General features: G+C 73.7%; 24 protein-coding genes and 1 riboswitch. Of the genes, 20 read left to right on the forward strand and 4 right to left on the reverse strand.

Annotated features, from left to right (window positions below):
- The 5 genes from ACZ45Q_RS13645 to ACZ45Q_RS13665 form a co-directional block, all read left to right on the forward strand.
- Positions 1–468: flavodoxin-dependent (E)-4-hydroxy-3-methylbut-2-enyl-diphosphate synthase (locus tag ACZ45Q_RS13645; protein WP_468259525.1), on the forward strand; the 468-nt coding region annotated here is incomplete at its 5' end.
- A gap of 27 nt (positions 469–495) precedes the next feature.
- Positions 496–2421, forward strand: coding sequence for a 1-deoxy-D-xylulose-5-phosphate synthase (gene dxs, locus ACZ45Q_RS13650; RefSeq protein WP_468259528.1), 1926 nt, complete (start codon positions 496–498; stop codon positions 2419–2421).
- On the forward strand, positions 2418–3803 hold the full coding sequence (locus ACZ45Q_RS13655; RefSeq protein ID WP_468259531.1) for an aspartate aminotransferase family protein: 1386 nt from the start codon (positions 2418–2420) through the stop codon (positions 3801–3803). The genes dxs and ACZ45Q_RS13655 overlap by 4 nt, the downstream gene beginning before the upstream one ends.
- Positions 3804–3923: 120 nt before the next feature.
- On the forward strand, positions 3924–4547 hold the full coding sequence (locus ACZ45Q_RS13660; protein WP_468259534.1) for a helix-turn-helix domain-containing protein: 624 nt from the start codon (positions 3924–3926) through the stop codon (positions 4545–4547).
- Complete coding sequence (locus tag ACZ45Q_RS13665) at positions 4544–4663, forward strand: DUF6126 family protein (protein WP_365826801.1); 120 nt, start codon at positions 4544–4546, stop codon at positions 4661–4663. The genes ACZ45Q_RS13660 and ACZ45Q_RS13665 overlap by 4 nt, the downstream gene beginning before the upstream one ends.
- Before the next feature lie 68 nt (positions 4664–4731).
- Here ACZ45Q_RS13665 and ACZ45Q_RS13670 read toward each other — a convergent pair whose 3' ends face one another.
- Positions 4732–5529, reverse strand: coding sequence for a tyrosine-protein phosphatase (locus ACZ45Q_RS13670; protein WP_468259538.1), 798 nt, complete (start codon positions 5527–5529; stop codon positions 4732–4734).
- A 459-nt stretch (positions 5530–5988) separates the two neighbouring features.
- A riboswitch (cyclic di-AMP (ydaO/yuaA leader) is annotated at positions 5989–6146 on the forward strand.
- Positions 6147–6150: 4 nt separating this feature from the next.
- On the opposite strand from ACZ45Q_RS13670, the gene ACZ45Q_RS13675 reads away from it, so the two are divergent.
- Positions 6151–7125, forward strand: a complete 975-nt coding sequence (locus ACZ45Q_RS13675) for a M23 family metallopeptidase (protein WP_468259541.1) — start codon at positions 6151–6153, stop codon at positions 7123–7125.
- A gap of 233 nt (positions 7126–7358) precedes the next feature.
- Positions 7359–8144, forward strand: coding sequence for an SGNH/GDSL hydrolase family protein (locus tag ACZ45Q_RS13680; RefSeq protein ID WP_468260352.1), 786 nt, complete (start codon positions 7359–7361; stop codon positions 8142–8144).
- Positions 8145–8196: 52 nt separating this feature from the next.
- Here the strand turns inward: ACZ45Q_RS13680 and ACZ45Q_RS13685 are convergent, their stop codons facing one another.
- Complete coding sequence (locus ACZ45Q_RS13685) at positions 8197–8817, reverse strand: TetR family transcriptional regulator C-terminal domain-containing protein (RefSeq protein WP_468259544.1); 621 nt, start codon at positions 8815–8817, stop codon at positions 8197–8199.
- Positions 8818–8952: 135 nt separating this feature from the next.
- Here ACZ45Q_RS13685 and ACZ45Q_RS13690 point away from each other — a divergent pair, with 135 nt between their 5' ends.
- The 13 genes from ACZ45Q_RS13690 to ACZ45Q_RS13750 all read left to right on the forward strand — a co-directional run bounded on the left by ACZ45Q_RS13690 (position 8953) and on the right by ACZ45Q_RS13750 (position 21306).
- Positions 8953–10167 carry an MBL fold metallo-hydrolase gene (locus tag ACZ45Q_RS13690; RefSeq protein WP_468259547.1) on the forward strand — a complete coding sequence of 405 codons (1215 nt, stop codon included), beginning with the start codon at positions 8953–8955 and terminating at the stop codon, positions 10165–10167.
- A gap of 440 nt (positions 10168–10607) precedes the next feature.
- On the forward strand, positions 10608–12398 hold the full coding sequence (locus ACZ45Q_RS13695) for a sensor histidine kinase (RefSeq protein ID WP_468259550.1): 1791 nt from the start codon (positions 10608–10610) through the stop codon (positions 12396–12398).
- A 35-nt stretch (positions 12399–12433) separates the two neighbouring features.
- Positions 12434–12877 (forward strand): roadblock/LC7 domain-containing protein, encoded by a 444-nt coding sequence (locus tag ACZ45Q_RS13700; protein WP_468259553.1) that lies wholly within the window; start codon positions 12434–12436, stop codon positions 12875–12877.
- On the forward strand, positions 12874–13251 hold the full coding sequence (locus ACZ45Q_RS13705; RefSeq protein WP_468259556.1) for a DUF742 domain-containing protein: 378 nt from the start codon (positions 12874–12876) through the stop codon (positions 13249–13251). The genes ACZ45Q_RS13700 and ACZ45Q_RS13705 overlap by 4 nt, the downstream gene beginning before the upstream one ends.
- Positions 13229–13873: a GTP-binding protein gene (locus ACZ45Q_RS13710; RefSeq protein WP_468259559.1), complete on the forward strand. Its 645-nt coding sequence runs from the start codon at positions 13229–13231 to the stop codon at positions 13871–13873. The genes ACZ45Q_RS13705 and ACZ45Q_RS13710 overlap by 23 nt, the downstream gene beginning before the upstream one ends.
- 61 nt (positions 13874–13934) lie before the next feature.
- Positions 13935–14510, forward strand: coding sequence for a GAF domain-containing protein (locus tag ACZ45Q_RS13715; protein WP_468259561.1), 576 nt, complete (start codon positions 13935–13937; stop codon positions 14508–14510).
- A gap of 178 nt (positions 14511–14688) precedes the next feature.
- Complete coding sequence (tdh, locus tag ACZ45Q_RS13720) at positions 14689–15717, forward strand: L-threonine 3-dehydrogenase (protein ID WP_468259563.1); 1029 nt, start codon at positions 14689–14691, stop codon at positions 15715–15717.
- 85 nt (positions 15718–15802) lie between these two features.
- Complete coding sequence (locus tag ACZ45Q_RS13725; protein WP_468259565.1) at positions 15803–17023, forward strand: glycine C-acetyltransferase; 1221 nt, start codon at positions 15803–15805, stop codon at positions 17021–17023.
- Between the two features lie 29 nt (positions 17024–17052).
- The gene (locus tag ACZ45Q_RS13730; RefSeq protein WP_468259568.1) at positions 17053–17955 is read left to right on the forward strand and encodes a LysR family transcriptional regulator; all 903 of its coding nucleotides are present in this window, start codon (positions 17053–17055) and stop codon (positions 17953–17955) included.
- A 46-nt stretch (positions 17956–18001) separates the two neighbouring features.
- Entirely contained in the window at positions 18002–18607 is a 606-nt protein-coding gene (locus ACZ45Q_RS13735; RefSeq protein WP_468259571.1) for a helix-turn-helix domain-containing protein, read from the forward strand.
- Positions 18604–19146 (forward strand): GNAT family N-acetyltransferase, encoded by a 543-nt coding sequence (locus tag ACZ45Q_RS13740; RefSeq protein WP_468259574.1) that lies wholly within the window; start codon positions 18604–18606, stop codon positions 19144–19146. The genes ACZ45Q_RS13735 and ACZ45Q_RS13740 overlap by 4 nt, the downstream gene beginning before the upstream one ends.
- Positions 19147–19176: 30 nt before the next feature.
- The gene (locus ACZ45Q_RS13745) at positions 19177–19536 is read left to right on the forward strand and encodes an MmcQ/YjbR family DNA-binding protein (RefSeq protein ID WP_468259576.1); all 360 of its coding nucleotides are present in this window, start codon (positions 19177–19179) and stop codon (positions 19534–19536) included.
- A gap of 426 nt (positions 19537–19962) precedes the next feature.
- Positions 19963–21306: an MFS transporter gene (locus ACZ45Q_RS13750; RefSeq protein ID WP_468259578.1), complete on the forward strand. Its 1344-nt coding sequence runs from the start codon at positions 19963–19965 to the stop codon at positions 21304–21306.
- A gap of 80 nt (positions 21307–21386) precedes the next feature.
- Here ACZ45Q_RS13750 and ACZ45Q_RS13755 read toward each other — a convergent pair whose 3' ends face one another.
- Together ACZ45Q_RS13755 and ACZ45Q_RS13760 are read right to left on the reverse strand one after the other, a co-directional pair.
- The gene (locus ACZ45Q_RS13755) at positions 21387–22310 is read right to left on the reverse strand and encodes a transketolase family protein (protein ID WP_468259580.1); all 924 of its coding nucleotides are present in this window, start codon (positions 22308–22310) and stop codon (positions 21387–21389) included.
- Between the two features lie 55 nt (positions 22311–22365).
- Positions 22366–23073, reverse strand: coding sequence for a transketolase (locus ACZ45Q_RS13760; protein WP_468259583.1), 708 nt, complete (start codon positions 23071–23073; stop codon positions 22366–22368).
- Between the last annotated feature and the right edge of the window lie 169 nt (positions 23074–23242).

Raw genomic sequence — 23242 nt, forward strand, 5'->3', positions numbered from 1 at the left:
TCGGCCGTGGCCTTCGGTGCGCTGCTCTCGCAGGGCATCGGTGACACGATCCGCGTCTCCCTCTCCGCCCCGCCGGCGGAGGAGGTCAAGGTCGGCATCCAGATCCTGGAGTCGCTGAACCTGCGGCAGCGGGGTCTGGAGATCGTCTCCTGCCCGTCCTGCGGCCGGGCCCAGGTGGACGTGTACAAGCTGGCCGAGGAGGTCACCGCCGGTCTGACGGGCATGGACGTGCCGCTGCGGGTGGCGGTGATGGGCTGTGTCGTCAACGGTCCGGGTGAGGCCCGGGAGGCCGACCTGGGGGTGGCCTCCGGCAACGGCAAGGGGCAGATCTTCGTCAAGGGCGAGGTCATCAAGACGGTGCCGGAGTCGAAGATCGTCGAGACGCTGATCGACGAGGCGATGAAGCTCGCCGAGCAGATGGAGCAGGACGGCGTCGCGCAGGGGGAGCCGGCCGTCACCGTGAGCTGACAAGCACGGACCGAGAGGGGGCCGAGCGTGACGATCCTGGAGAACATCCGCCAACCACGCGACCTGAGGGCGCTGTCCGAGGCGGAACTCGGCGAACTGTCCCAGGAGATCCGCGACTTCCTGATCCGGGCGGTGGCCCGCACCGGCGGCCACCTCGGGCCCAACCTGGGCGTGGTCGAACTCACCGTCGCCCTGCACCGGGCCTTCGAGTCACCGGCCGACCGCATCCTGTGGGACACCGGTCACCAGAGCTACGTCCACAAACTGCTGACGGGCCGCCAGGACTTCTCCAAGCTGCGCGGCAAGGGGGGCCTGTCGGGCTATCCGTCGCGCGAGGAGTCCGAGCACGACGTCATCGAGAACAGCCACGCCTCCACCGCCCTCGGCTGGGCCGACGGCCTGGCCAAGGCGCGCCGGGTGCGGGGGGAGGAGGGCCACGTCGTCGCCGTCATCGGCGACGGCGCGCTCACCGGCGGCATGGCCTGGGAGGCCCTGAACAACATCGCGGCCGCCAAGGACCGGCCGCTGATCATCGTCGTCAACGACAACGAGCGCTCCTACGCCCCGACGATCGGCGGTCTGGCCGACCACCTCGCGACGCTGCGCACCACCGACGGCTACGAGCGGATGCTGGCCTGGGGCAAGGACGTCCTCCAGCGCACACCCGTCGTCGGCAACGCCGTCTACGAGGCCCTGCACGGTGCGAAGAAGGGCTTCAAGGACGCCTTCGCCCCGCAGGGCCTGTTCGAGGACCTCGGTCTGAAGTACGTCGGCCCCGTCGACGGCCACGACATCGGCGCCGTCGAGTCGGCGCTGCGCCGCGCGAAACGCTTCCACGGGCCCGTGCTGGTGCACTGCCTGACCGAGAAGGGCCGCGGCTACGCTCCCGCCCTCGCCCACGAGGAGGACCACTTCCACACCGTCGGGGTGATGGACCCGCTGACCTGCGCCCCGCTCGCCCCCTCCGGCGGGCCGTCGTGGACGTCGGTGTTCGGCGAGGAGATCGTGCGCATCGGGGAGGAACGGGAGGACGTCGTCGCCATCACGGCGGCCATGCTGCATCCGGTCGGACTCGGCCGGTTCGCGGAGCGGTTCCCCGACCGGGTCTGGGACGTCGGGATCGCCGAGCAGCACGCGGCGGTGTCCGCCGCCGGGCTGGCGACCGGCGGGCTGCACCCGGTCGTCGCCGTCTACGCCACCTTCCTCAACCGGGCCTTCGACCAGCTGCTGATGGACGTCGCCCTGCACCGCTGCGGCGTGACCTTCGTCCTGGACCGGGCCGGCGTCACCGGCGTCGACGGCCCCTCCCACAACGGCATGTGGGACCTGTCCGTCCTCCAGGTCGTCCCCGGCCTGCGCATCGCCGCTCCCCGCGACGCCGACCAGCTGCGCGCCCAGCTCCGGGAGGCGGTCGCCGTGGACGACGCGCCGACGCTGCTGCGCTTCCCGAAGGAGTCGGTCGGCCCGGCCGTGCCCGCCGTGGACCGCGTCGGCGGCATGGACGTCCTGCACGCCGCGGACCGGCCCGAGGTACTGCTCGTCGCCGTGGGCGTGATGGCGCCGGTCTGCCTCCGGGCCGCCGAGCTGCTCCAGGCCCGGGGCATCGGCTGCACCGTGGTGGACCCGCGCTGGGTCAAGCCCGTCGACCCGGCCCTGCCGCCGCTGGCCGCGCGGCACCGTCTGGTGGCCGTCGTGGAGGACAACAGCCGGGCCGCCGGCGTCGGTTCGGCCGTCGCCCTGGCGCTGGGTGACGCCGAGGTCGACGTGCCCGTGCGGCGCTTCGGCATCCCGGAGCGGTTCCTCGCGCACGCCAAGCGCGCCGAGGTGCTCGCCGACATCGGGCTGACCCCCGTCGAGATCGCCGGCCGGATCAGCGCGAGCCTGGCCGTCGCGGAGCAGCGGAAACAGGGGGGCGACCCACCCGTCGCGTCAGCGCAAGGAGAAACGGAATGACCAAGGAGTTCGACCTCGGCGCGCTGCTGGCCGAGCGCGGAGCCGAGCGGTACGAGCTGCACGGCAGGTACGTCAACCACCAGCTCCCGCGCATGCTGCGCACCATCGGCTTCGACAAGGTCTACGAGCGCGCCGAGGGCGCCTACTTCTGGGACGCGGACGGCAACGACTACCTGGACATGCTCGCCGGCTTCGGGGTGATGGGCCTGGGCCGCCACCACCCCGTCGTCCGCAAGGCCCTGCACGACGTGCTCGACGCCTCGCTCGCCGACCTGACCCGCTTCGACTGCCCGCCGCTGCCCGGACTGCTGGCCGAGCGGCTGCTGTCGTACAGCCCGCACCTCGACAAGGTGTTCTTCGGCAACAGCGGCACCGAGGCGGTGGAGACCGCGCTGAAGTTCGCCCGGTACGCGACCGGCAGACCCAGGGTGCTGTACTGCGACCACGCCTTCCACGGGCTGACGACCGGATCGCTGTCCGTCAACGGCGAGGCCGGGTTCCGGGACGGCTTCGCCCCGCTGCTGCCCGACACGGCCGTCCCGCTCGGCGACCTCGACGCCCTGGCCCGGGAGCTGAAGAGGGGCGACGTCGCCGCGCTGATCGTGGAGCCGATCCAGGGCAAGGGCGTGCACGAGGCCCCGTCCGGATATCTGCGCGCCGCCCAGGAGCTGCTGCACCGGCACAAGGCGCTGCTCATCGCGGACGAGGTGCAGACGGGCCTCGGCCGGACCGGCACCTTCTACGCCTACCAGGACGAGGAGGGCGTCGAACCGGACCTGGTGTGCGTGGCCAAGGCGCTCTCCGGCGGGTACGTGCCGGTGGGCGCGACCCTGGGCAAGGACTGGATCTTCAAGAAGGTGTTCTCGTCGATGGACCGCGTGCTGGTGCACTCGGCGAGCTTCGGTTCCAACGCGCAGGCCATGGCCGCCGGGCTCGCGGTGCTGGCCGTGATGGACGACGAGGAGATCGTCGCCAACGCGGCGGCCGTGGGGGAGCGGCTGAAGTCCCGGCTGGCGGCGATGGTGGACAGCTACGAGCTGCTGTCCGACGTGCGCGGCCGGGGACTGATGGTCGGCATCGAGTTCGGCCGGCCGCGGTCGATGAAGCTGCGCAGCCGGTGGACCATGCTCCAGGCGGCCCGCAAGGGGCTGTTCGCGCAGATGGTCGTCGCCCCGCTGCTGCACCGGCACCGCATCCTCACCCAGGTCTCCGGCGACCACCTGGAGGTGATCAAGCTCATCCCGCCGCTGATCGTCGGGGAGCGGGAGGTGGACCGGTTCGTGGACGCCTTCACCGAGGTCATGGACGACGCGCACAACGGTGGCGGCCTGGTGTGGGACTTCGGCAGGACACTGGTGAAGCAGGCGGTGGCCAATCGCTAGGGGCACCCGGGGCCGGGCGCCACCCGGGGCCCTGACCCGGCCCATGTCCCCGCTGAGGGACGCCTTTGCCTCCCAGGCAAGAAAATTGCCCCTTGGGCAAACGTCGGGCTCAATGGAGGCATGAGCACTCCCGAGTCCGCGCCGCCGGACGGAGCCGCCGACGCGGTGTCCGTCGTGGCACCGCAGCTGCGGTCCCTGCGCCGGCGGGCCGCCCTCACCCTGGAGGCGGCGGCCCGTGCCGCAGGGCTGTCGCCCGCCCATCTCTCCCGGCTGGAGACCGGACAGCGCCAGCCGTCGCTGCCCATGCTGCTCGCGCTGGCCCGGATCTACGGTACGACGGTCTCGGAGCTGCTCGGCGAGACCGTCGCGGGCCAGGACGCGGTCGTCCGGGCGGCCGACATGGAGCCGACGCCGGCGGGCGGCTGGACGTACTGGCAGGCCGGCGCCGCCGGGCGGGGGATGCAGGCGCTGCGGGTCCACGCGCCCTACGGGTCGCAGGGCGACATCGTGCGCGTGCACCCCGGCGAGGAGTGGCTCCACGTCCTGCGGGGCCGGCTGCGGCTGCGGCTCGGCGACACCGTGCACCGGCTGGTGCCCGGCGACAGCGCGCACTTCGACTCGCTCACCCCGCACCGGATCGCCGCCATGGACACCGACGGCGTCGACCTGCTGTTCGTCCACACCCTGTTGCAGAGCCCCGCGGCCACGATGTGCCTCGGCCCCACCACCGGAGAGACGCCATGAGCGACATGGAGGAGAAGTTCCCGCGTGCCCTGTGGGTGCGGCTGATCGTCTACATCGCCGTGGGGCACGTCTTCGCGGCCTTCGTCTACCTGCTGTTCGAGGTCGGCGCCAAGTAGCCGGCGCCGGCCTGGCGGCCCCGGCCGGGGGGCCGGGGACCAAAGCGCCGCGCCCCGGGGAGCCGGGGTCAGTCGAGCAGTCGCTCGCGCAGCCGCTGCCGGGTCTCGGGGGTGATCCGCAGGCCCTGCTCCAGGTAGCCGTCGACGCCGCCCCAGGTCCCCTCGATCGTCTCGAAGGCCGCCTGAAGATACTCGGCGCGCGCGTCGAACAGGGGGTTGAGCAGCTCCATGACCTCGGGGGAGTAGGCCGAGGCGGAGTCGCCGCCGCGACGCACCTTGTAGCGGCGGTGCGCGGCGCCCGACTTCAGGTAGTCCTCGACGATGGCGTCGCGCTCCACGCCCACGGCGAGCAGCGTCACCGCCACCGAGAGACCGGCCCGGTCCTTGCCCGCCGCGCAGTGCATCAGGGCGGGGACGCTGTCCTCGGCGAGGGCGTGCAGCACCTGGGAGTGCTCCGCCGTGCGCTCCTTGATGATCATGCGGTAGGAGGCGATCATCCGCTGGGCGCCCTTGTCGTCCGCCAGGATCTCCCGGAGCTGGTCCAGATCGCCGTCGCGGATCATCTTCCAGAACTCGGCGCCGTCGGCGGGGTCGGACAGCGGCAGGTTCACATTGCGCACGCCCGGCAGCGCGACGTCGGGGCCCTCCAGCTTCTGGTCGGCCGCGTTGCGGAAGTCGAAGATCGTGTGCAGACCCAGGGAGCCGAGGAACGCGGCGTCCTCCGCGGTGGCGTGCGCGAGGTGACCGCTGCGGTACAGCACTCCGTACCGCACCCGCCGGCCGTCCGCGGTCGGCAGTCCGCCCACGTCACGGAAATTGCGCACACCGGACAGCTCCGGCTCGGTCGACGGGACCTGCTGCGTCACGGGGACTCCTCCCACTCCGCCCCGCCGGCGCTGCTCGTCGACGGGCACCGACTCGACGATACGGCATCCCTTGCCTGGGGCAATGAGTTGTCCACAGGCAGGGGAACGGCAGGAACGGCGACCGGATAATTCTCCATTGAGTCTTTCAGGCCTTCTGTCCGAATTGGTGCCTTCATTCCAACTCGCTCTGGAATAAGGGAGGCTGGCGGACGGGTGCGTGAGGAGCGTCATATCCGTGACGGTGCGTTGCCCGTCATGTCCACGTAATTCACGTGCTTTTCAAGGATGTTTGCGGGTGACGGCGGCCCAGGAATCGACGGAGTGTGACGGCGCATTCCGGCAAAGGATCAAGCGAAATCCCCGAATCCGGAAACCGCCGCTTGTTCCTGTGCGTCTTGGTCCCTTACGTTCACCACCGATCCGGACGGACGCCTAATCCTGCCGCCGACCGGAGCCCGCACCCATCCATCACCCGTACACGGCAGGAGCGGGGGACCCACAGGTACAACCGCCTGTTCCGGTTCCCGGAACGGCTAGGGGTAAAGCCGCGCTTCGGCACGGCCGGGCATCTCCAGCCCGCACCCGACAGCTCACCTCGCAGGCGCCGGAGAGGAATGCGCCATGCCCGCGAAGGGTAAGCACCGTCGCAGCAAGACCCAGCGTCTGACCCGTACCATCGCCGCGGCCTCCACCGGTGGCGCCGCGCTCGCGCTGCCGTTCATCGGCGCCGCCGGAGCGCACGCCGCTCCCGCGCACAACGTGCCCGAAAAGGCCGTGAGTTCCCTTCCGGTGGCCCAGCAGAAGGCCGCCGGCAAGAACCTCGACCAGGCCGGGAAGTCCTCGGACGAGAGCACCTACACCGTGCGCGCCGGCGACTACCTCGCGAAGATCGCCGACGAGCAGGACGTCGCCGGCGGCTGGCAGCAGCTGTGGGCCGACAACCTCCAGGCCGTCGGCGAGGACCCGTCGCTCATCCACCCGGGCCTGAAGCTCACCATCGGCGGCAAGGCCGAGGCGGGCGCCGGTATGGCGGACAAGTCGAGCAAGTCCGGCAAGTCCAGCAAGCAGAGCAAGTCGGACAAGCCGGCGAAGTCTGCCGCCCAGGAGAAGTCGTCCTCGGGCGCCGCGCAGCAGGAGTCCTCCGACGAGGGCGCCAAGGCCCAGTCCGCGGGCACCTCCACCGCCTCCAGCGGTTTCGCCTCCCCGGTGCCGGGCGGCACCCTCGGGACGCCGTACCGCCAGTCGGGCAGCATGTGGTCCAGCGGTTACCACACCGGCGTCGACTTCGCCGTCCCCACCGGCACCTCCCTGAAGGCCGTGGGCTCGGGCACCGTCGTCTCGGCCGGCTGGGCCGGTGCCTACGGCAACCAGGTCGTCATCCGGCTCGCCGACGGCCACTACGCCCAGTACGCCCACCTGTCCTCGCTCTCCGTCTCCAGCGGCCAGTCCGTGAGCGCGGGCCAGCAGGTCGGCCTCTCCGGCTCGACCGGCAACTCCACCGGACCGCACCTGCACTTCGAGATCCGCACCACGCCGGACTACGGCTCCGACGTGGACCCGGTCGCCTACCTGCGCTCCAAGGGCGTCTCCCTCTGACGCTCAGGTCTCTCGCGCCACCGAAGGCCGGATCCCGATCCCCGGGTCCGGCCTTCGGTGCGTCCGGGGCCGGAAGACCCCGCCGGATATTCCGGAGTTGGCGAACACTTTAGGTGCGGCGGGGCGTGGTCTTTCTCACCGCTCGTCAACCCCTTCCTACGGTCGCGTAGGTCACATTCGAGGGTGAATCATGGTGCGACGTGGCAGACGATTCGAAGAGTGACAGCAGATCAGTGATCGGGTCGTACGTCGCGGTGGGGGACAGCTTCACCGAGGGCGTCGGCGACCCCGGCCCCGACGGGGCGTTCGTCGGCTGGGCCGACCGCCTCGCCGTCCTGCTCGCGGACCGGCGACCGGAGGGCGACTTCCGCTACACCAACCTCGCCGTCCGCGGGAAGCTGCTCGACCAGATCGTGGCCGACCAGGTGCCCCGGGCCGTGGAACTCGCCCCGGACCTGGTCTCCTTCTGCGCGGGCGGCAACGACATCATCCGGCCCGGCAGCGACCCGGACGAGGTGGCCGAGCGGTTCGAACGGGCGGTCGCCCGGCTGACCGCGGTCGCCGGCACGGTGATGGTGACGACCGGCTTCGACACCCGCGGCGTGCCCGTCCTCAAACACCTGCGCGGCAAGATCGCGACCTACAACGGGCATGTGCGGGCCGTCGCCGACCGGTACGGCTGCCCGGTGCTCGACCTGTGGTCGCTGCGCAGCGTGCAGGACCGGCGGGCCTGGGACGCGGACCGGCTGCACCTGTCGCCCGAGGGGCACACGCGTGTGGCGCTGCGCGCCGGGCAGGTGCTCGGGCTGCCGGTGCCGGCCGACCCGGACCAGCCCTGGCCGCCGCTGCCGCCGCGCGGCACCCTCGACGTCCGGCGGGACGACGTCCAGTGGGCGCGCGAGTACCTGGTGCCGTGGATCGGGAGGCGGCTGCGCGGGCAGTCGTCGGGCGACCACGTGACCGCGAAGGGCGCCCTGTCGCCGGACGACATCCGGATGCGGATCGCGTCGGTGGCCTGAGCGGGACGGGCGACGGCCCCACGGCCGTCCGGGGAACGGGCGTCGGCCGCGCTCACCTGCGTGACGCGGTCAACGCCTCCCGCGCCACACCCAGTTCCCGGGCGAGCGCGTCGTCCACCCACTCCTGGGCGCGCGTCCGCGAGACCGTGCCGCCGTACGACGTCAGCTGCACGGCCAGCCCGTCCAGCAGGGCCGTCAGCCGCAGCGCGGCGCCGGCCGGGTCCGGGCAGGGGAACTCGCCCGCCGCCACGCCCTCGGCGATGACCGCCTCGATCGCGGCCTTCCACTGCGCGTCGAGGTCCCGTGCCACCTGGCGCAGCGCCGGTTCGCGCAGCGCCGCCGCCCAGCCCTCGATCCACAGCCGCCAGCCCTTGGCCTGGCCGGTCGGGGCGTACCAGCGCACCGCCGCGCGCAGCCTCCGTAACGCCGACGTGCGGCGGCCGAGCAGCTTGTGCAGTCGTGCGAGATCGTCCTGGGCGGCCTGCGCGAACGCCGCGGCGACCAGCTTCTCCTTGGTCGAGAAGTGATAGAGCACCAGCGCGTTGCTGACGCCGAGCGCGGAGGCCACGTCGGAGATCCGCACCGCGGCCACGCCGCGCGCCGCGATCTGCTCGATCGCCGCGCCGAGCAGTTCCTCGCGCCTTTCTCGCACACTCAATCGAACCCTGGCCACGCCGGTCACCCTAATCCGTTTCCGGGGGCGGTGGCGCGGGGAGGCCCGCTGCCGGGCCCGGGGCGCGGGCGGGCGGCGGGAGTGCCGGTGCGCCGGACCATAATGAAATCCTGACTCACTCCACCTGGAGGTACCGTGGCCGGCTTCCGTCTTTCGAGCTCAGCGTCCCGAGCCCTGCGGCCGGCCGCCTTCGGTGCGGACCCCAGCGGTGAGCGCATGGCGCGCATCCGCACCTCGCCGCACTTCAGGGACGGTGCCTTCCAGAACCCCGGCGGCCCGGCCCGGACCCGGCCCTCCGGCTCGGCCCGCGACTTCGCGAAGATCTACTTCGACCGGGAGGCACGCGTGCGCCGCGCCCCCCGGGGCCCGGTCCCGACCCACGCCACCACGCTCGCCGACCTGTCCCGTCCGCCGGCCACCGGGCTCCGCCTCACCTGGCTGGGGCACTCCAGCGTGCTCGCCGAGATCGACGGGCAGCGCGTGCTGTTCGACCCGGTGTGGGGCGAGCGCTGCTCGCCGTTCGCGTTCGCCGGGCCCCGGCGGCTGCACCGGGTGCCCGTGCCGCTCGCCGCCCTCGGCCCGGTCGACGTCGTGGTCGTCTCGCACGACCACTACGACCACCTGGACATGCCCACCATCAAGGCGCTGGCCGGCACGGACACCCTGTTCGCCGCGCCCTTGGGCGTCGGCGCTCACCTGGAGCACTGGGGGGTGCCCGCCGGCCGGCTGCGCGAGCTGGACTGGCACGAGTCGACGAAGGCCGGCGGCCTCACCCTGACCGCCACGCCGGCCCGCCACTTCTGCGGACGCGGGCTGCGCAGCACCCAGCACACGCTCTGGGCCTCCTGGGTCGTCGCCGGTGCGGAACACCGCGTCTACCACAGCGGCGACACCGGGTACTTCGACGGCTTCGCAAAGATCGGCGCCGAGCACGGGCCCTTCGACGCCACCATGATCCAGGTGGGCGCGTACTCCGCGTTCTGGCCGGACATCCACATGACCCCGGACGAGGGCCTGCGCGCCCACCTCGACCTCCAGGGCGGGGCGGCCGACGCCGGCGTCCTGCTGCCGATCCACTGGGGGACCTTCAGACTGGCCCCGCACCCGTGGGCGGAGCCCGGTGAGTGGACCAAGGACGTGGCGGACGAGGCCGGCCAGGCGGTCGCCCTGCCGCGGCCCGGGGAGCCATTCGAACCCGGGGGACTGATTCCCGCCGCTCCCTGGTGGCGGTCGGTGTCCGCACCCCTGGACCCCCACTGGCGCCGCCCCCGGCAGCGGACCGGCGGTGCGCCCGTCGTGCCCGGCGGCGGCCTCGGCACCGCGGGCGAGCCGGTGACACCGGGCGGCTGAGCCGCCCCGGCGGCACCTCGCCGCGTCCGAGGGGCTGCCCGGCGGCAGGGGGCGCCGTTCCCGCGCCGTGTCCGCGGGCGTGTGCTGCGGCACGCCCGCGTGGACGGAGCGCCGGCCGGCGGATCGCCACTCGGCGAGCCCCACCGATGTCACCGAACGTGACCGTCTCTGATCGGTTCCGACCGGTCTCGCATTGTTCCGGAGCGGGTGTCTCACCGGCTTATCGGTCTGTCGTACGAGGCCTCATACCAGAGCGGGACGATGCCCGGGGGACTTTGTCAACTGCCCACCGCACATGATGGGCAGGCGACTACCGTGAGTGTCCGTCGGGCGACAGGAGACCGTGTCGCGGTCCCACGGCCGACACCGCGATGGCGCATGCCCGCGTGGCGCACCACGCGTGAGCACGCCACCCCTGACGGACCAGTACGAGGACACCGATGTCTCACCTCCGCGCCCCGGCCGCGCGCGCAGACCGACGCGAGGGCGGGCGGCACGGACGGCCGGCCGCCCGCACCGCTCCCGCGCTGCCCGAGACCCACATACGGTCCCAACTGCTGCGACTCGCCGTCCTGCCGCCCGTCGCCGTGGCCCTCAGCGGCTGCGCGGCCGTGCTGTTCACGGTCCGCTCCACGCAGACCGCGCCCGGACCCACCCTCTGGGGCGTGCTGGCGGGCGCCTTCTCGGTGACGCTCGCGGCCGTCGTCATCGCCGCCGTCGCGGCCCGCCGCGCCGCCCGGACGGTGCACGACCGCGTCGGCGCACTGCGCCGCAGCACCGCACGCGGCGAGGGCGACCTGCGCGCCGTGGTCGAGGCACTGCGCCGCGGCGAGGGACCGCCCAGACGTCCGGTGCCCGGCCGACTCCCGGGCGACGCCGACGACTTCGATCTGCTCGCCGCCGACCTGGCCCGTGCCCACGACAGCGCGGTCTCGGCCGTCGTCCAGGCCGCCCAGCTCTCCAGCCAGGCCGGAAGCGAACAGAAGCTCGAGGTCTTCGTCAACCTCGCCCGACGGTTGCAGTCCCTGGTCCACCGCGAGATCTCCATCCTCGACGAGCTGGAGAACGAGATGGAGGACCCCGACCTGCTCAAGGGCCTCTTCCACGTCGACCACCTCGCCACCCGCATCCGCCGCCACGCGGAGAACCTCGCCGTGCTCGGCGGCGCCGTCTCCCGCCGCCAGTGGAGCAACCCCGTCTCCATGACCGAGGTGCTGCGCTCGGCCATCGCCGAGGTCGAGCAGTACTCCCGGGTCCGGCTGGTCCCGCCGGTCGACGGCACCCTGCGCGGCCACGCCGTCGCCGACGTCATCCACCTGCTGGCCGAACTGGTGGAGAACGCCACGGTGTTCTCGGCACCGCACACCCCGGTGCTGCTGCGCGCCGGCCTCGTCACCTCCGGGCTCGCCGTCGAGGTCGAGGACCGCGGCCTGGGCATGCCCGTCGCCGAACAGCACCGGATGAACGCCCTGCTCACCGACCCCGACCAGGTCAACGTGGCCCGGCTGCTGGCGGACGGGCGCATCGGGCTGTACGTCGTCTCCCAGCTGGCCAAGCGGCACGGCATCACCGTCCGCCTCCAGTCCAACATCTACGGCGGCGTCCAGGCCGTGCTCGTCGTCCCCCAGGCCCTGTTGGGCACGGAACCCGGCGTCCCGGGCAGCGGGGCCCGGTCCGAGACCCCGGCGGCATCCGCGCCCGTACCCGTGCCGCCGCCCCGTCGGCAGCCGGACCCCGCCCCGGCCGCCCCCGTCGTTCCCACCGCCGTCGTGCCCGCCGCGGACCCCTCCGGGCGCGACCCGGGGTCCGAAGGGGCCCGCAGCGGGCACGACCCCGAGCCCGTGCCCGCGCACGGCACCGCACCCCAGCCGCTGCCCGTGCGCGGCGCGCACGAGGACCGGCCCAACCCCGCGGAAGCCGTGCCGGGCATCCGTCCCGACGACCGGGGCGCCCTCGCCGAGCACGCCGACACCCCACCCGTCCCGCGCCACGCCGCCGTGCGCGGCACCATCGACAAACCCCGGCTGCCCCGCCGCCGCGCCCAGGAGCACATCGCTCCCCAGCTCCGCGACGGACCCACCCCCCGGCAGGACCCCGACCAGTTCCCCGGCCACGACCCCGGTCTGATGGCCGCCTTCCAGCGCGGCATCGGCCTCGCCGAGGCGCAGCAGCCCACCGGACCACCCCACCGGGAGCGCGCCCGGCACGACGGGAGCGCACCGGCCGGATGACCACCCCCCTTCGTATTCCAAGGAGTCGATCCACCATGGCGAGCGACGCGCCGACCGGCCAGGTATCCGACCTCGACTGGCTGATGAGCGGACTCGTGCAGCGCGTACCGCACACCAGGAGCGCGGTGCTCCTGTCCTGCGACGGGCTGGTGAAGTCCGTCCACGGCCTGGACCCCGACAGCGCCGACCACATGGCGGCCCTGGCCTCCGGCCTGTACTCCCTCGGCCGCAGCGCCGGCGTCCGCTTCGGCGACGGCGGGGACGTACGGCAGGTCGTCGTCGAACTCGACTCCACGCTGCTGTTCGTCACCACCGCCGGCTCCGGCACCTGCCTGGCCGTACTGGCCGGCCGCGAGGCCGACGCGGCGGTCCTCGGCTACGAGATGGCGATGCTGGTCAAGAGCGTCCGCCCCTACCTCGTCACCGCGCCCCGGCAGCACGCCGTCGAGTCCCCGGCTTCCCCGGCGATGAGGCCTTGAGCGCGGCGGCGGCCGGCGACGGGCCCTGGCTCGACGACGCGGCCGGACGGCTGGTGCGGCCCTTCACGGTCAGCAACGGCCGCACCCGGCCCAGCGTCGCGCTCGACCTGATGTCGCAGGTGATGGCCACCGGCGCCACCCCCTTCGGCTACCTCGGACCCGAGCACGCGCAGGCCGTCGAGCTGTGCCGCGCGCCGGTCCCGGTCGCCGAGGTCGCCGCCCATCTGAGGCTGCCGGTGGCGGTCACCAAGGTGCTGCTGTCGGACCTCGTCGACTGCGGGGCGCTGACCACCAAGCCCCCCGCGTTCCACCACAACCCCACGGACCGGGCCCTTCTGGAGGCAGTGCTCGATGGACTACGACGACAGCTCTGACTACACCGACGGACCCGGCGGAACCGCCGGCGCGGACGGCGACGACCCGTTCCCCACCGCGCTCAAGATCCTGGTCGCGGGCGGGTTCGGGGTCGGCAAGACCACCTTCGTCGGCGCGGTCAGCGAGATCGCGCCGCTGAGCACGGAGGAACTGCTCACCACGGTCAGCGCCGCCACCGACAACCTCGACGGCATCGAGAACAAACTCGAGACGACCGTGGCGATGGACTTCGGCCGCATCACCCTCGACCCGGAACACGTCCTGTACCTGTTCGGAACGCCGGGGCAGGAGCGGTTCTGGTTCATGTGGGACGAACTGTGCGAGGGCGCCCTCGGCGCGGTCGTCCTCGCCGACACCCGCCGCCTGGAGGAGTCCTTCGCGGCCGTCGACTTCTTCGAACAGCGCGGCCTCGCCTTCGTCGTCGCCGTCAACGAGTTCGACGGCGCCCACCGCTACGACACCGAGGAGGTGCGCCTGGCCATGGACCTCGCCGCCGAGGTCCCCGTCGTGCGCTGCGACGCCCGGATCTCCAGTTCCGGTGTGCAGACCCTGCTGACTCTCGTACGCCACCTTCTCGCCCACACGCCGGCCCCCGCCTCGGGGTACGGCGCCCACAGGTGACCCCCGCACCCACCGCCACGGAGCCGCCCATGACGTACGCCCACAGCGCCGGAGTCCGCCCATGAGCTACGACCCGCCGCGCCCGGTCGGACGTCTGCTGCTCACGCCCGAGGACACCGAGGCGCCCGCCCGGGCCCGGCGGCTGCGCAGGCTCGGATTCGGGCACCGGCCCGAGCCCGCGCTCGACGCCTTCGCGGACCGGCTCGCCGAGCACGCCGGGACCCCCTACGCCATGGTCAACTTCCTGGTCGAGGACGGGCAGTTCTTCGCCGGGCTGCACGTCCCCGAGGTCCCGCCCGTGGTGCGCGGCGACGGCACCGCTCCCGAGTTCGGCCGCGTCCAGCCTCGTGAGCACGGCTTCTGCCCGCATGTGGCCGCCCGGCGCAAGGCCCTGGTCCTGGAGGACGTCCGCGACTACCCCCGGTTCGCCGGCAATCCGGTCGTCGACGAGTTCGGCATCCGCTCCTACCTCGGCGCCCCCCTCATCGACAGCACCGGGACCGTGCTGGGCACGGTGAGCGCCGCCGACGTCCGGCCGCGGCCCTGGGGGCGCGAGGGACTGGAGACGATCAAGTCGACGGCGGCCCAGCTCACCCGGCGCCTCGAACGCAGCGCGGACGACGGCCTGCCGCCGTGAGGAACGCGACGGCCCGTGGGAGCCGTGTGAAGGAAAGCTGTGGCGCCGCTTTAGAAAACCTCGATGGACTGCCGCGGTCCCGGTAGGGCAGATTGCTGTGCGATCCCCCTCACCTCCCCGGACGCGGGCCGCCCCGGCATGCCCTGCCCCGGGACCACACCCCTCAGGAGCCGAAGCGTTGAAGGCGCTGGTCAAGGAGAAGGCGGAGCCCGGGCTGTGGCTCATGGACGTCCCCGAGCCCGCCGTCGGGCCGGGTGACGTGCTCATCAAGGTGCTGCGCACCGGCATCTGCGGCACCGACCTGCACATCCGGGCCTGGGACGGCTGGGCGCGGCAGGCCGTCAGCGCCCCGCTGGTCCTCGGGCACGAGTTCGTCGGCGAGGTCGTCGAGACCGGCCGGGACGTCACCGACGTCCAGGTCGGTGACCGGGTCAGCGGCGAGGGCCACCTGGTGTGCGGCAAGTGCCGCAACTGCCTGGCCGGCCGCCGGCACCTGTGCCGGTCCACGGTCGGGCTCGGCGTCGGCCGCAACGGGGCGTTCGCCGAGTACGTCGCCCTGCCGGCCTCCAACGTCTGGGTGCACCGCGTCCCCGTCGACCTCGACGTCGCCGCGATCTTCGACCCGTTCGGCAACGCCGTGCACACCGCGCTGTCCTTCCCGCTGGTCGGCGAGGACGTCCTGATCACCGGCGCCGGCCCGATCGGCCTGATGGCCGCCGCCGTGGCCCGGCACGCCGGGGCGCGCAACGTCGTGATCACCGACGTGAGCGAGGAACGCCTGCGGCTGGCGCTCAAGGTCGGCGTCAGCCTCGCCCTGAACGTCTCCGAGCTGACGATCGCCGACGGCCAGCGCGAGCTGGGGCTGCGCGAGGGCTTCGACATCGGCCTGGAGATGTCCGGCCGCCCCGAGGCGATGCGCGACATGATCGCCAACATGACGCACGGCGGCCGGATCGCCATGCTCGGGCTGCCCGCCGAGGAGTTCCCGGTCGACTGGGCCCGTGTCGTCACCTCGATGATCACCATCAAGGGCATCTACGGCCGGGAGATGTTCGAGACCTGGTACGCGATGTCCGTCCTCCTGGAGGGCGGTCTCGACCTCTCCCCGGTGATCACCGGCCGGTACGGCCACCGTGACTACGAGGCCGCGTTCGAGGACGCGGCGAGCGGCACGGGCGGCAAGGTCATCCTCGACTGGACCGTCTGACCCACGGCCCCCGGCTCTCCTCCTCCTGGGAGCCTCCCCCGGGGCCCGCCCCTCCCCTCACCGCACCCCTTCTCTGGAGCCTTCCGTGTTCGACTCCGTACGCGACGACCTGCGCGCCACCCTCGACGAGATCCGCGCCGCCGGACTGCACAAGCCCGAGCGCGTGATCGGCACCCCGCAGTCCGCCACCGTGAACGTCACCGCCGGCGGCCGCCCCTGGGGGTCCCCCCGGCCGGAGGCTGGGGGAGAGGTGCTCAACTTCTGCGCCAACAACTACCTCGGCCTCGCCGACCACCCCGAGGTGGTCGCCGCCGCCCACGAGGCGCTGGACCGCTGGGGCTACGGCATGGCCTCCGTCCGCTTCATCTGCGGCACCCAGGAGGTGCACAAGGAGCTGGAGGCCCGCCTGTCGGCCTTCCTCGGGCAGGAGGACACGATCCTGTACTCCTCCTGCTTCGACGCCAACGGCGGCGTCTTCGAGACCCTGCTCGGCCCCGAGGACGCGGTGATCTCCGACGCCCTCAACCACGCCTCGATCATCGACGGCATCCGCCTGTCCAAGGCCCGCCGCTTCCGCTACGCCAACCGCGACCTCGCCGACCTCGAGGCGCAGCTGAAGGAGGCCCAGTCCGCCCGGCGCCGCCTGATCGTCACCGACGGCGTCTTCTCCATGGACGGCTACGTGGCCCCGCTGCGCGAGATCTGCGACCTCGCCGACCGCTACGACGCCATGGTCATGGTCGACGACTCGCACGCCGTCGGCTTCGTCGGCCCCGGCGGACGCGGCACGCCCGAGCTGCACGGCGTCATGGACCGCGTCGACATCGTCACCGGCACCCTCGGCAAGGCCCTCGGCGGCGCCTCCGGCGGCTATGTCGCCGCCCGCGCCGAGATCGTCGCCCTGCTGCGCCAGCGCTCCCGGCCGTACCTGTTCTCCAACACGCTCGCCCCGGTGATCGCCGCCGCCTCGCTGAAGGTGCTCGACCTGCTGGAGTCGGCCGACGACCTGCGCGTCCGGCTCGCCGAGAACACCGCGCTGTTCCGCCGCCGGATGACCGAGGAGGGCTTCGACGTCCTGCCCGGCGACCACGCCATCGCCCCGGTGATGATCGGCGACGCGGCACGGGCCGGGCGCATGGCCGAGCTGCTGCTGGAACGCGGCGTCTACGTGATCGGCTTCTCCTACCCGGTCGTGCCGCAGGGCCAGGCCCGCATCCGGGTCCAGCTCTCGGCCGCCCACTCCACGGACGACGTCCACCGCGCGGTGGACGCCTTCGTGGCCGCGCGGGAGCAGCTCGACGCCTGATCCGCCGGTGACCTGAGAGAATCGATCCCGTGATCGAAGCGCGGCGGCTGCACATCCTCCGTGCGGTGGCGGACCACCGTACGGTGACGGCGGCTGCCGCCGCGCTCTACCTCACCCCCTCGGCGGTCTCGCAGCAGCTGTCCGCCCTGGAGCAGGAGACCGGCCACCGCCTGGTCGAGCGCGGCGCCAAGGGCGTACGGCTGACCCCGGCCGGCGAGATCCTGCTCAGCCACACCAACGCGGTGCTCGCCCAGCTGGAGCGGGCCGAGGCCGAGCTGGCCGCCTACGGCTCCGGGCAGGCCGGCACCGTCACCGTCGCCGCCTTCGCCACCGGCATCGCGCTGGTCGTCGCACCCGCGGTCGCCTCCCTCGCCGGGTCGGCGCCCGGCATCCGGATCCGCGTCCAGGACGCCGAGGGCGACGCGAGCCTGCCGATGGTGCTGGACCGGCAGGTCGACGTGGCCGTCGCCGTCGAGTACCGCGGCGCCCCGCCCGCCGACGACCCGCGGCTCACCCACGTCCCGCTCTACGCCGAGCCGTTCGACGCCGTGGTGCCGGTCACGCACCCCCTCGCCCACGCCGCCGAGGTGCCGCTCGCGGAGCTGGCCAAGGACTCGTGGATCGGCCCTTACCCGGGCAACCCCTGCCATGACGTGGTCGTGCTGGCCTGCGAGAACGCCGGTTTCCAGCCGCGTATGGAGCACTCCTCGGACGACTTCCGGGCGGTGGTGGCCCTCGCTTCGGCCGGGGCGGGCGTGGCCCTGGTCCCGCGCTCGGCCCTGCACGGCACGGACCTCACCGGGGCGGTCGTCCGCCCGGTCGACGGAGTCGCGCCCACCCGCCGGGTCTTCGCGGCCGTACGCCGGGGAGCGGAGGAGCACCCGCTGATCCGGCCGGTGCTGCGGGCGCTCCAGGACGCGGCCCGGGAGTGAGCCGTCCGTAACACGGCCGTCTCATGTCCGGGATAGCGTCCCGGACATGAGAAGCGACAGTGACACGGAGACCGGCACCGTCACGGACGCCGGCACCGCCGCCGTGGACGCCCTGCTGGGCGCCCGCCTCGCCGAGCTGCGGGCCGAACGCGGCTGGTCCCTGGGGGAGTTGGCCGAGCGCAGCGGGGTGAGCCGGTCCACGCTGTCCCGGGCCGAGCGGGCGGAGACCAGCCCCACGGCAGCCCTGCTCAACCGGCTGTGCGCCGTGTACGGGCGCACCATGTCCCAACTGCTCAGCGAGGTCGAGGCGCGGCCCGCGCCGCTCGTGCGGGCCGCGGACCAGCCGCTCTGGGAGGACCGGTCCTCCGGCTTCGTCCGCCGGTCGGTCTCCCCGCCGCACGCGGGCCTGCGCGGCGAACTCGTCGAGGGACGCCTCGCCGCGGGCGCCGACATCCCCTACGACCGGCCGCCCGTGCCGGGCCTGGAACAGCACGTCTGGGTCCTGGCGGGAGGGCTGGAGGTGACCGAGCGGGAGACCACCCACGCCCTGGACGCCGGAGACTGCCTGCGGCTGCGGGTGTGGGGGCCGACGCGGTTTCGCTGCCCCGGCCCCGAGGCGGTGCGCTACCTGCTCGCGGTGGTGCTGCCATGAGCGTGTACCGACTTCACGCGCGGCGGCTGACGGACTGCCTGGAGGAACTGGCCGGCCTGCTGGCCGACACGGTGGCCGGCGGCGCCTCCGTCGGCTTCCTCGCACCGCTGGACCACGCGGACGCCGTCGCGTGGTGGCGGGACCGGGCCGCCGACGTGACCGCCGGGCGGCTCGCCGTGTGGGTGGCCCGCGACGGCGGCCGGATCACCGGCACCGTGAGCCTCGCCCTGCCCGACAAGCCCAACAGCCGGCACCGCGGCGAACTGGTGAAGCTCATGGTCCACCGGGAGGCCCGCGGCCGGGGAGTCGGCCGCCGGCTGCTGGCCACCGCCGAGCAGGCCGCCGCGGACGCCGGACTCACCCTGCTCCACCTGGACACCGAGACCGACAGCCCCGCCGAGCGTCTGTACCGCAGCGCCGGGTGGACCCGGGCGGGCGTGATCCCCGCCTACGCGGCCGATCCGGGGGGTGTGCTGCGGCCGACCACGCTCTACTACAAGCGCCTCGGCCGGCACCTCGCCGAGCGGCACGGCGGGTGACTGTCAGTGGCAGCGGTTACGGTGCCTGCCATGCCGGACGCCGAAGACGTACGCCGTATCGCCCTGTCCCTGCCGGACACGACGGAGAAGACCGCCTGGAGCATGCCCACGTTCCGGGTCGCGGGGAAGATGTTCGCCACCCTGCCCGAGGACGAGACCTCCATGGCCGTGCGCTGTCCGAAGGAGGAGCGCGACGAACTGGCCCTCGCCGAGCCGGGGAAGTTCTGGATCGCCGGCCACGAGGCCCAGTTCGCCTGGGTGCGGGTCCGCCTCTCGGCGCTGGAGGGCGAGGACGAACTGCGGGACATCCTGGCCGACTCCTGGCGCCAGGCCGCCCCGTCCCGCCTGCTGGAGGCCCATCCCCGGCTGGGGCTGCCGCCCACGGGATGAAAACCCCGGGGCGTTGTCGGTGCCCCGTGGCATGATCCGGGGCATCGGTGGCGGCCGGGGCGGGAGGGGAGCCCCGGCGCCGCCGGACGGGCCGGCCGGGGGGCCGGCGGGGAGCGGCGCCGAGTCGGTGGGGACCGACCGGGGAGGGAGCGCGCGAAGGTGACCGGGACACCGTCGCAGCCCGCGCGGGACGGATCGGGACGGCCGGAGGCGGCGGGCCGGGCCGCGGGGCGCCGAGGGGCCGGCGACATCGTTGCCGGGGACGGCCGCGGCGGTCCCGCGCGGCGCGTCGGCGAACGGGGCCCCAACGGCCCCTCGCGGCGCGTCGGTGAACCGGGACCCAACGGCCCCGCGCGGCGCGTCGGTGAACCGGGACCCAACGGCCCCGCGCGGTGCGCCGGCGGACCGGGCCGGCCGGCGAGGCCGGTGTGGTCGCGGGACTTCGGCCTGTTCTTCACCGCCCGTGCCGTCGCCCGGCTCGGCGACACCATGTTGCCCGTCGCCCTCGCCGCCGGCCTGCTCCAGCACGGGTACGGCGCGGGCGCGGTCGGCCTCGCCATGGCCGCGACGGCCGCCGCCTTCGCCGGGCTGGTCGTCTTCGGCGGGGTGATCGCCGACCGGTTCAGCACCCGCAAGCTGATGATCGGCGCCGACCTGGTCCGCCTCGGCACCCAGGCCCTGGCGGCGGTCCTGTTCTTCTCCGGGCACGTCGTGCTGTGGCAGATCTGCGCCATCGGCTTCGTCAACGGCGTGGCCGGCGCCGTCTTCCAGCCCGGCGTGGCCAGCACGGTGCCCCGGCTCGCCACCGATGTGCAGGGGGCCAACGGCGCGATACGGGTCGCCGAGTCCGCGGCGCACCTCGCCGGGCCGGCCGCGGCCGGGCTGCTGGTGGGCTTCGCCTCGCCCGGCGGCGTCTTCGCCGCGCACGCCGCCACGTACGGGCTGAGCGCGCTGTGTCTGCTGCTGCTCCGGCTGCCTCCGCTCCCCGCGGGCAGCGGGACCGCCGGCCGCGCCCGGGCAGGCGCCGCCGAGGCAGGCGCCGGCAAGACGGGCGCGGCCACGGCGAGCGGGGCGCCGGAGGGCAAGGCTTCGGCGGGCGGAGCCAAGGCCTTTCGGGCCGATCTGGTCGAGGGCTGGCGGGAGTTCCGCTCCCGCACCTGGCTCTGGGGCGTCATCGCCGTCTGGTGCCTGTACATGATCGCCGTGTGGGGTCCCACCGTCCCCCTCGTCGCGGTCGAGGTCGTCCAGGAGCACGGCCCGCGCGCCTACGGCCTGGTCAACTCCGCCCTGGGCGCCGGCACGGTGGTCGGCGGGCTGATCGCGCTGCGGCTGCGGCCCCGCCGCATGCTGCGGGCCGGTGCGATCGCCCTGGTCGGCTTCGCCGCGTTCCCGGCGACCGTCGGCGCGGGGCTCGGCGTGCCCGCCATGGCCGCGGGGGCGGCCGTCGCCGGGGCCGGGATGTCGTTCTGGGGCGTGATGTGGGCGACCAGCGTGCAGACGCAGGTCCCGCCCGACGTGCTCAACCGCATCCACGCCTACGACGTCGCCGGTTCCCTGGCGATGATGCCGGTGGGGCAGGCCCTCGCCGGCCCGGCGGCCGGGGCCCTGGGCGCCGACCGCGTACTGCTCGTCGCCGGGGTGGTGAGCCTGCTGGTCTCGGCCGCGCTGCTGTCGATACCCGCCGTCCGCGACCTGGTCCGCGCCGACCCGGCCACGCCCCGCCGCACGCCGGCATCGGCGTCCGGGCGGACCTGCCCCGACCGGGGCTGACGGGCGGGGAGGCCGACGGGCCGGGAGGCGGGCGGGCGGGACGCCCGGCGGCTCCGGGTCCGGGCGGCGACCGCCCGCCGTCAGGCCCCCGCCGGCACCGCGGCACCGGTCCCGACGAAGGCGCCGATCCGCTCCCGCAGCGACCGGGCGTCCAGGCCGTGCGCGGCGACGTGCTCCTCGATGCCGCCGTAGCGCCGCAGCTCACGGCGGCCCACACCGAGGCCGAGCACCCGGTGGGGGACGTCGTGCAGCGCGTCGTTGGCGGCCGCGGTCGAGGTGCCCGCCAGGTACGGCTCCACGAGGACGACGTCCGTTCCGGTCGTCCCGGTGGCCCGGCGCAGCGTGTCCGCGTCGAAGGGCCGCACGGTCGCGGCGTACAGGACGGTGACGTCGAGGCCCTCGGTGGCGGCGAGCACCGCGTCCAGCATCGGCCCGACGGCGATCACCACCCCGGAGCGCCCCTCGCGGACGGTGTGGAAGCGCCGCCCGTCGACGGGCCGGGCCACGGCGTTCGCCTGCACCGAGAGCCGTACGTACACCTTGTCGTCCCCGGCGGCGACGGCGTGCCGCAGCAGGGTCTCGGCCTCGTCCGGGTGCCCGGGCACGTGCACCGTCCAGCCGTCCAGGGTGTCGAGCAGCGCCACGTCACCGGGCGCCATGTGCGTGTAGCCGCCGGCCGGCCAGTCGAAGGAGGCGGCGGCGCTCACCAGCACCGCCCCCGCGTCCTGATGGCCGAGATCCAGCTTGACCTGCTCGAAGGGCCGCTCGACGAGAAAGCTGGCGAAGGTGTGCACGACCGGCCGCAGCCCGGTCAGCGCCAGCCCCGCCGCGGTGCCCACGAGCAGCTGCTCGCGGATGCCGACGTTGACGACCCGGTCCGGATGCCGGCGTCGCGCCTCCTCGAAGCCGTCGACGCCGATCTCGGCGAGCACGACGGCGACGCGCGGATCCTCGTCGAGCAGACGGGAGACGACGGGGGCGAAGCGGTCACGCATGGTGTCCATGGGAGGCCTTTCTGAAGTTGGCTGAAGGGGAGTGGCGGGGCCGGGGAAGGGGCGGTCAGGCGGACTTCGGCTCCACCCGGGCCACGACCACGTGTGGCCGGCCCGGATGCGGCGCGGTGAAGGCGGCGTGCAGCGCCTCGTGGTCGCGTCCGTCGACGGTGATCGCCGACCAGCCCGCCGCCTCGAAGCGGGCGGCGATGCCGCCGGGCCGGGCGTGGCTGGCGGAGCGGTTGTCCACGACCACGGTGTGCAGCCGCTCCAGCCCGGCCGGCCCGGCGAACGCGATCGCCTCGTGGTTGCTGCCCTCGTCCAGTTCGGCGTCCCCGATCAGGGTCCACACCCGGGGCTCGGCGAGACCCTGGGCGCGCAGCCCGAGCGCGGTGCCCACGGCGATCGGCAGCCCGTGGCCCAGCGAGCCGCTGCCGATCTCCACCCCGGGCACCAGGGTCCGGTCGGGATGGTGGCCGAGCGGCGAGTCGTAGGAGCCGAAGCCCGGCAGCCACTCCACGGGCACGAACCCCTTGGCGGCCAGGACGGCGTAGTACGCCATCGGCCCGTGGCCCTTCGACAGCAGGAACCGGTCCCGCTCGGGGTCGTCCCTCCGTTCCGGGGCCACCCGCAGCACCCGGTCGTAGAGCACCCACAGCACGTCCAGCGTGGACGTGGCCGCGGGGCCGTGCTTCTCGTCGCCCGTCATCAGGGCCATCAGGCCGGGCAGATCGGCGTAGTCGTACGTGCGTGCGCGTTCCTCGGTGATCGTCATGCCAACGATCCTGCAACCTCGACCAAACTTGAGGTCAAGCGTCGCGCGGCGAGCCGCGCCCCGGAGTCCGCCGGACACGTGCCACCGAAAAGCGATGCGCGACCACCGGTCCGAGTGCGGTATGGTTTTCCTGCGCGTTCGGCCAGGGGAATCCCCAGGTCAGCGGGTA

The sequence above is a fragment of the Streptomyces sp. NPDC031049 genome (assembly GCF_055571015.1).

Excerpts from the sequence above, each read along its gene's own strand:
- ACZ45Q_RS13655 (WP_468259531.1), top strand. The coding sequence starts at position 2,418 with ATGACCAAGGAGTTCGACCTCGGCGCGCTGCTGGCCGAGCGCGGAGCC.
- ACZ45Q_RS13660 (WP_468259534.1), top strand. The coding sequence starts at position 3,924 with ATGAGCACTCCCGAGTCCGCGCCGCCGGACGGAGCCGCCGACGCGGTG.
- ACZ45Q_RS13665 (WP_365826801.1), top strand. The coding sequence starts at position 4,544 with ATGAGCGACATGGAGGAGAAGTTCCCGCGTGCCCTGTGGGTGCGGCTG.
- ACZ45Q_RS13675 (WP_468259541.1), top strand. The coding sequence starts at position 6,151 with ATGCCCGCGAAGGGTAAGCACCGTCGCAGCAAGACCCAGCGTCTGACC.
- ACZ45Q_RS13695 (WP_468259550.1), top strand. The coding sequence starts at position 10,608 with ATGTCTCACCTCCGCGCCCCGGCCGCGCGCGCAGACCGACGCGAGGGC.
- ACZ45Q_RS13700 (WP_468259553.1), top strand. The coding sequence starts at position 12,434 with ATGGCGAGCGACGCGCCGACCGGCCAGGTATCCGACCTCGACTGGCTG.
- ACZ45Q_RS13710 (WP_468259559.1), top strand. The coding sequence starts at position 13,229 with ATGGACTACGACGACAGCTCTGACTACACCGACGGACCCGGCGGAACC.
- ACZ45Q_RS13715 (WP_468259561.1), top strand. The coding sequence starts at position 13,935 with ATGAGCTACGACCCGCCGCGCCCGGTCGGACGTCTGCTGCTCACGCCC.
- ACZ45Q_RS13735 (WP_468259571.1), top strand. The coding sequence starts at position 18,002 with ATGAGAAGCGACAGTGACACGGAGACCGGCACCGTCACGGACGCCGGC.
- ACZ45Q_RS13740 (WP_468259574.1), top strand. The coding sequence starts at position 18,604 with ATGAGCGTGTACCGACTTCACGCGCGGCGGCTGACGGACTGCCTGGAG.
- ACZ45Q_RS13745 (WP_468259576.1), top strand. The coding sequence starts at position 19,177 with ATGCCGGACGCCGAAGACGTACGCCGTATCGCCCTGTCCCTGCCGGAC.
- ACZ45Q_RS13755 (WP_468259580.1), bottom strand. The coding sequence starts at position 22,310 with ATGGACACCATGCGTGACCGCTTCGCCCCCGTCGTCTCCCGTCTGCTC.
- ACZ45Q_RS13760 (WP_468259583.1), bottom strand. The coding sequence starts at position 23,073 with ATGACGATCACCGAGGAACGCGCACGCACGTACGACTACGCCGATCTG.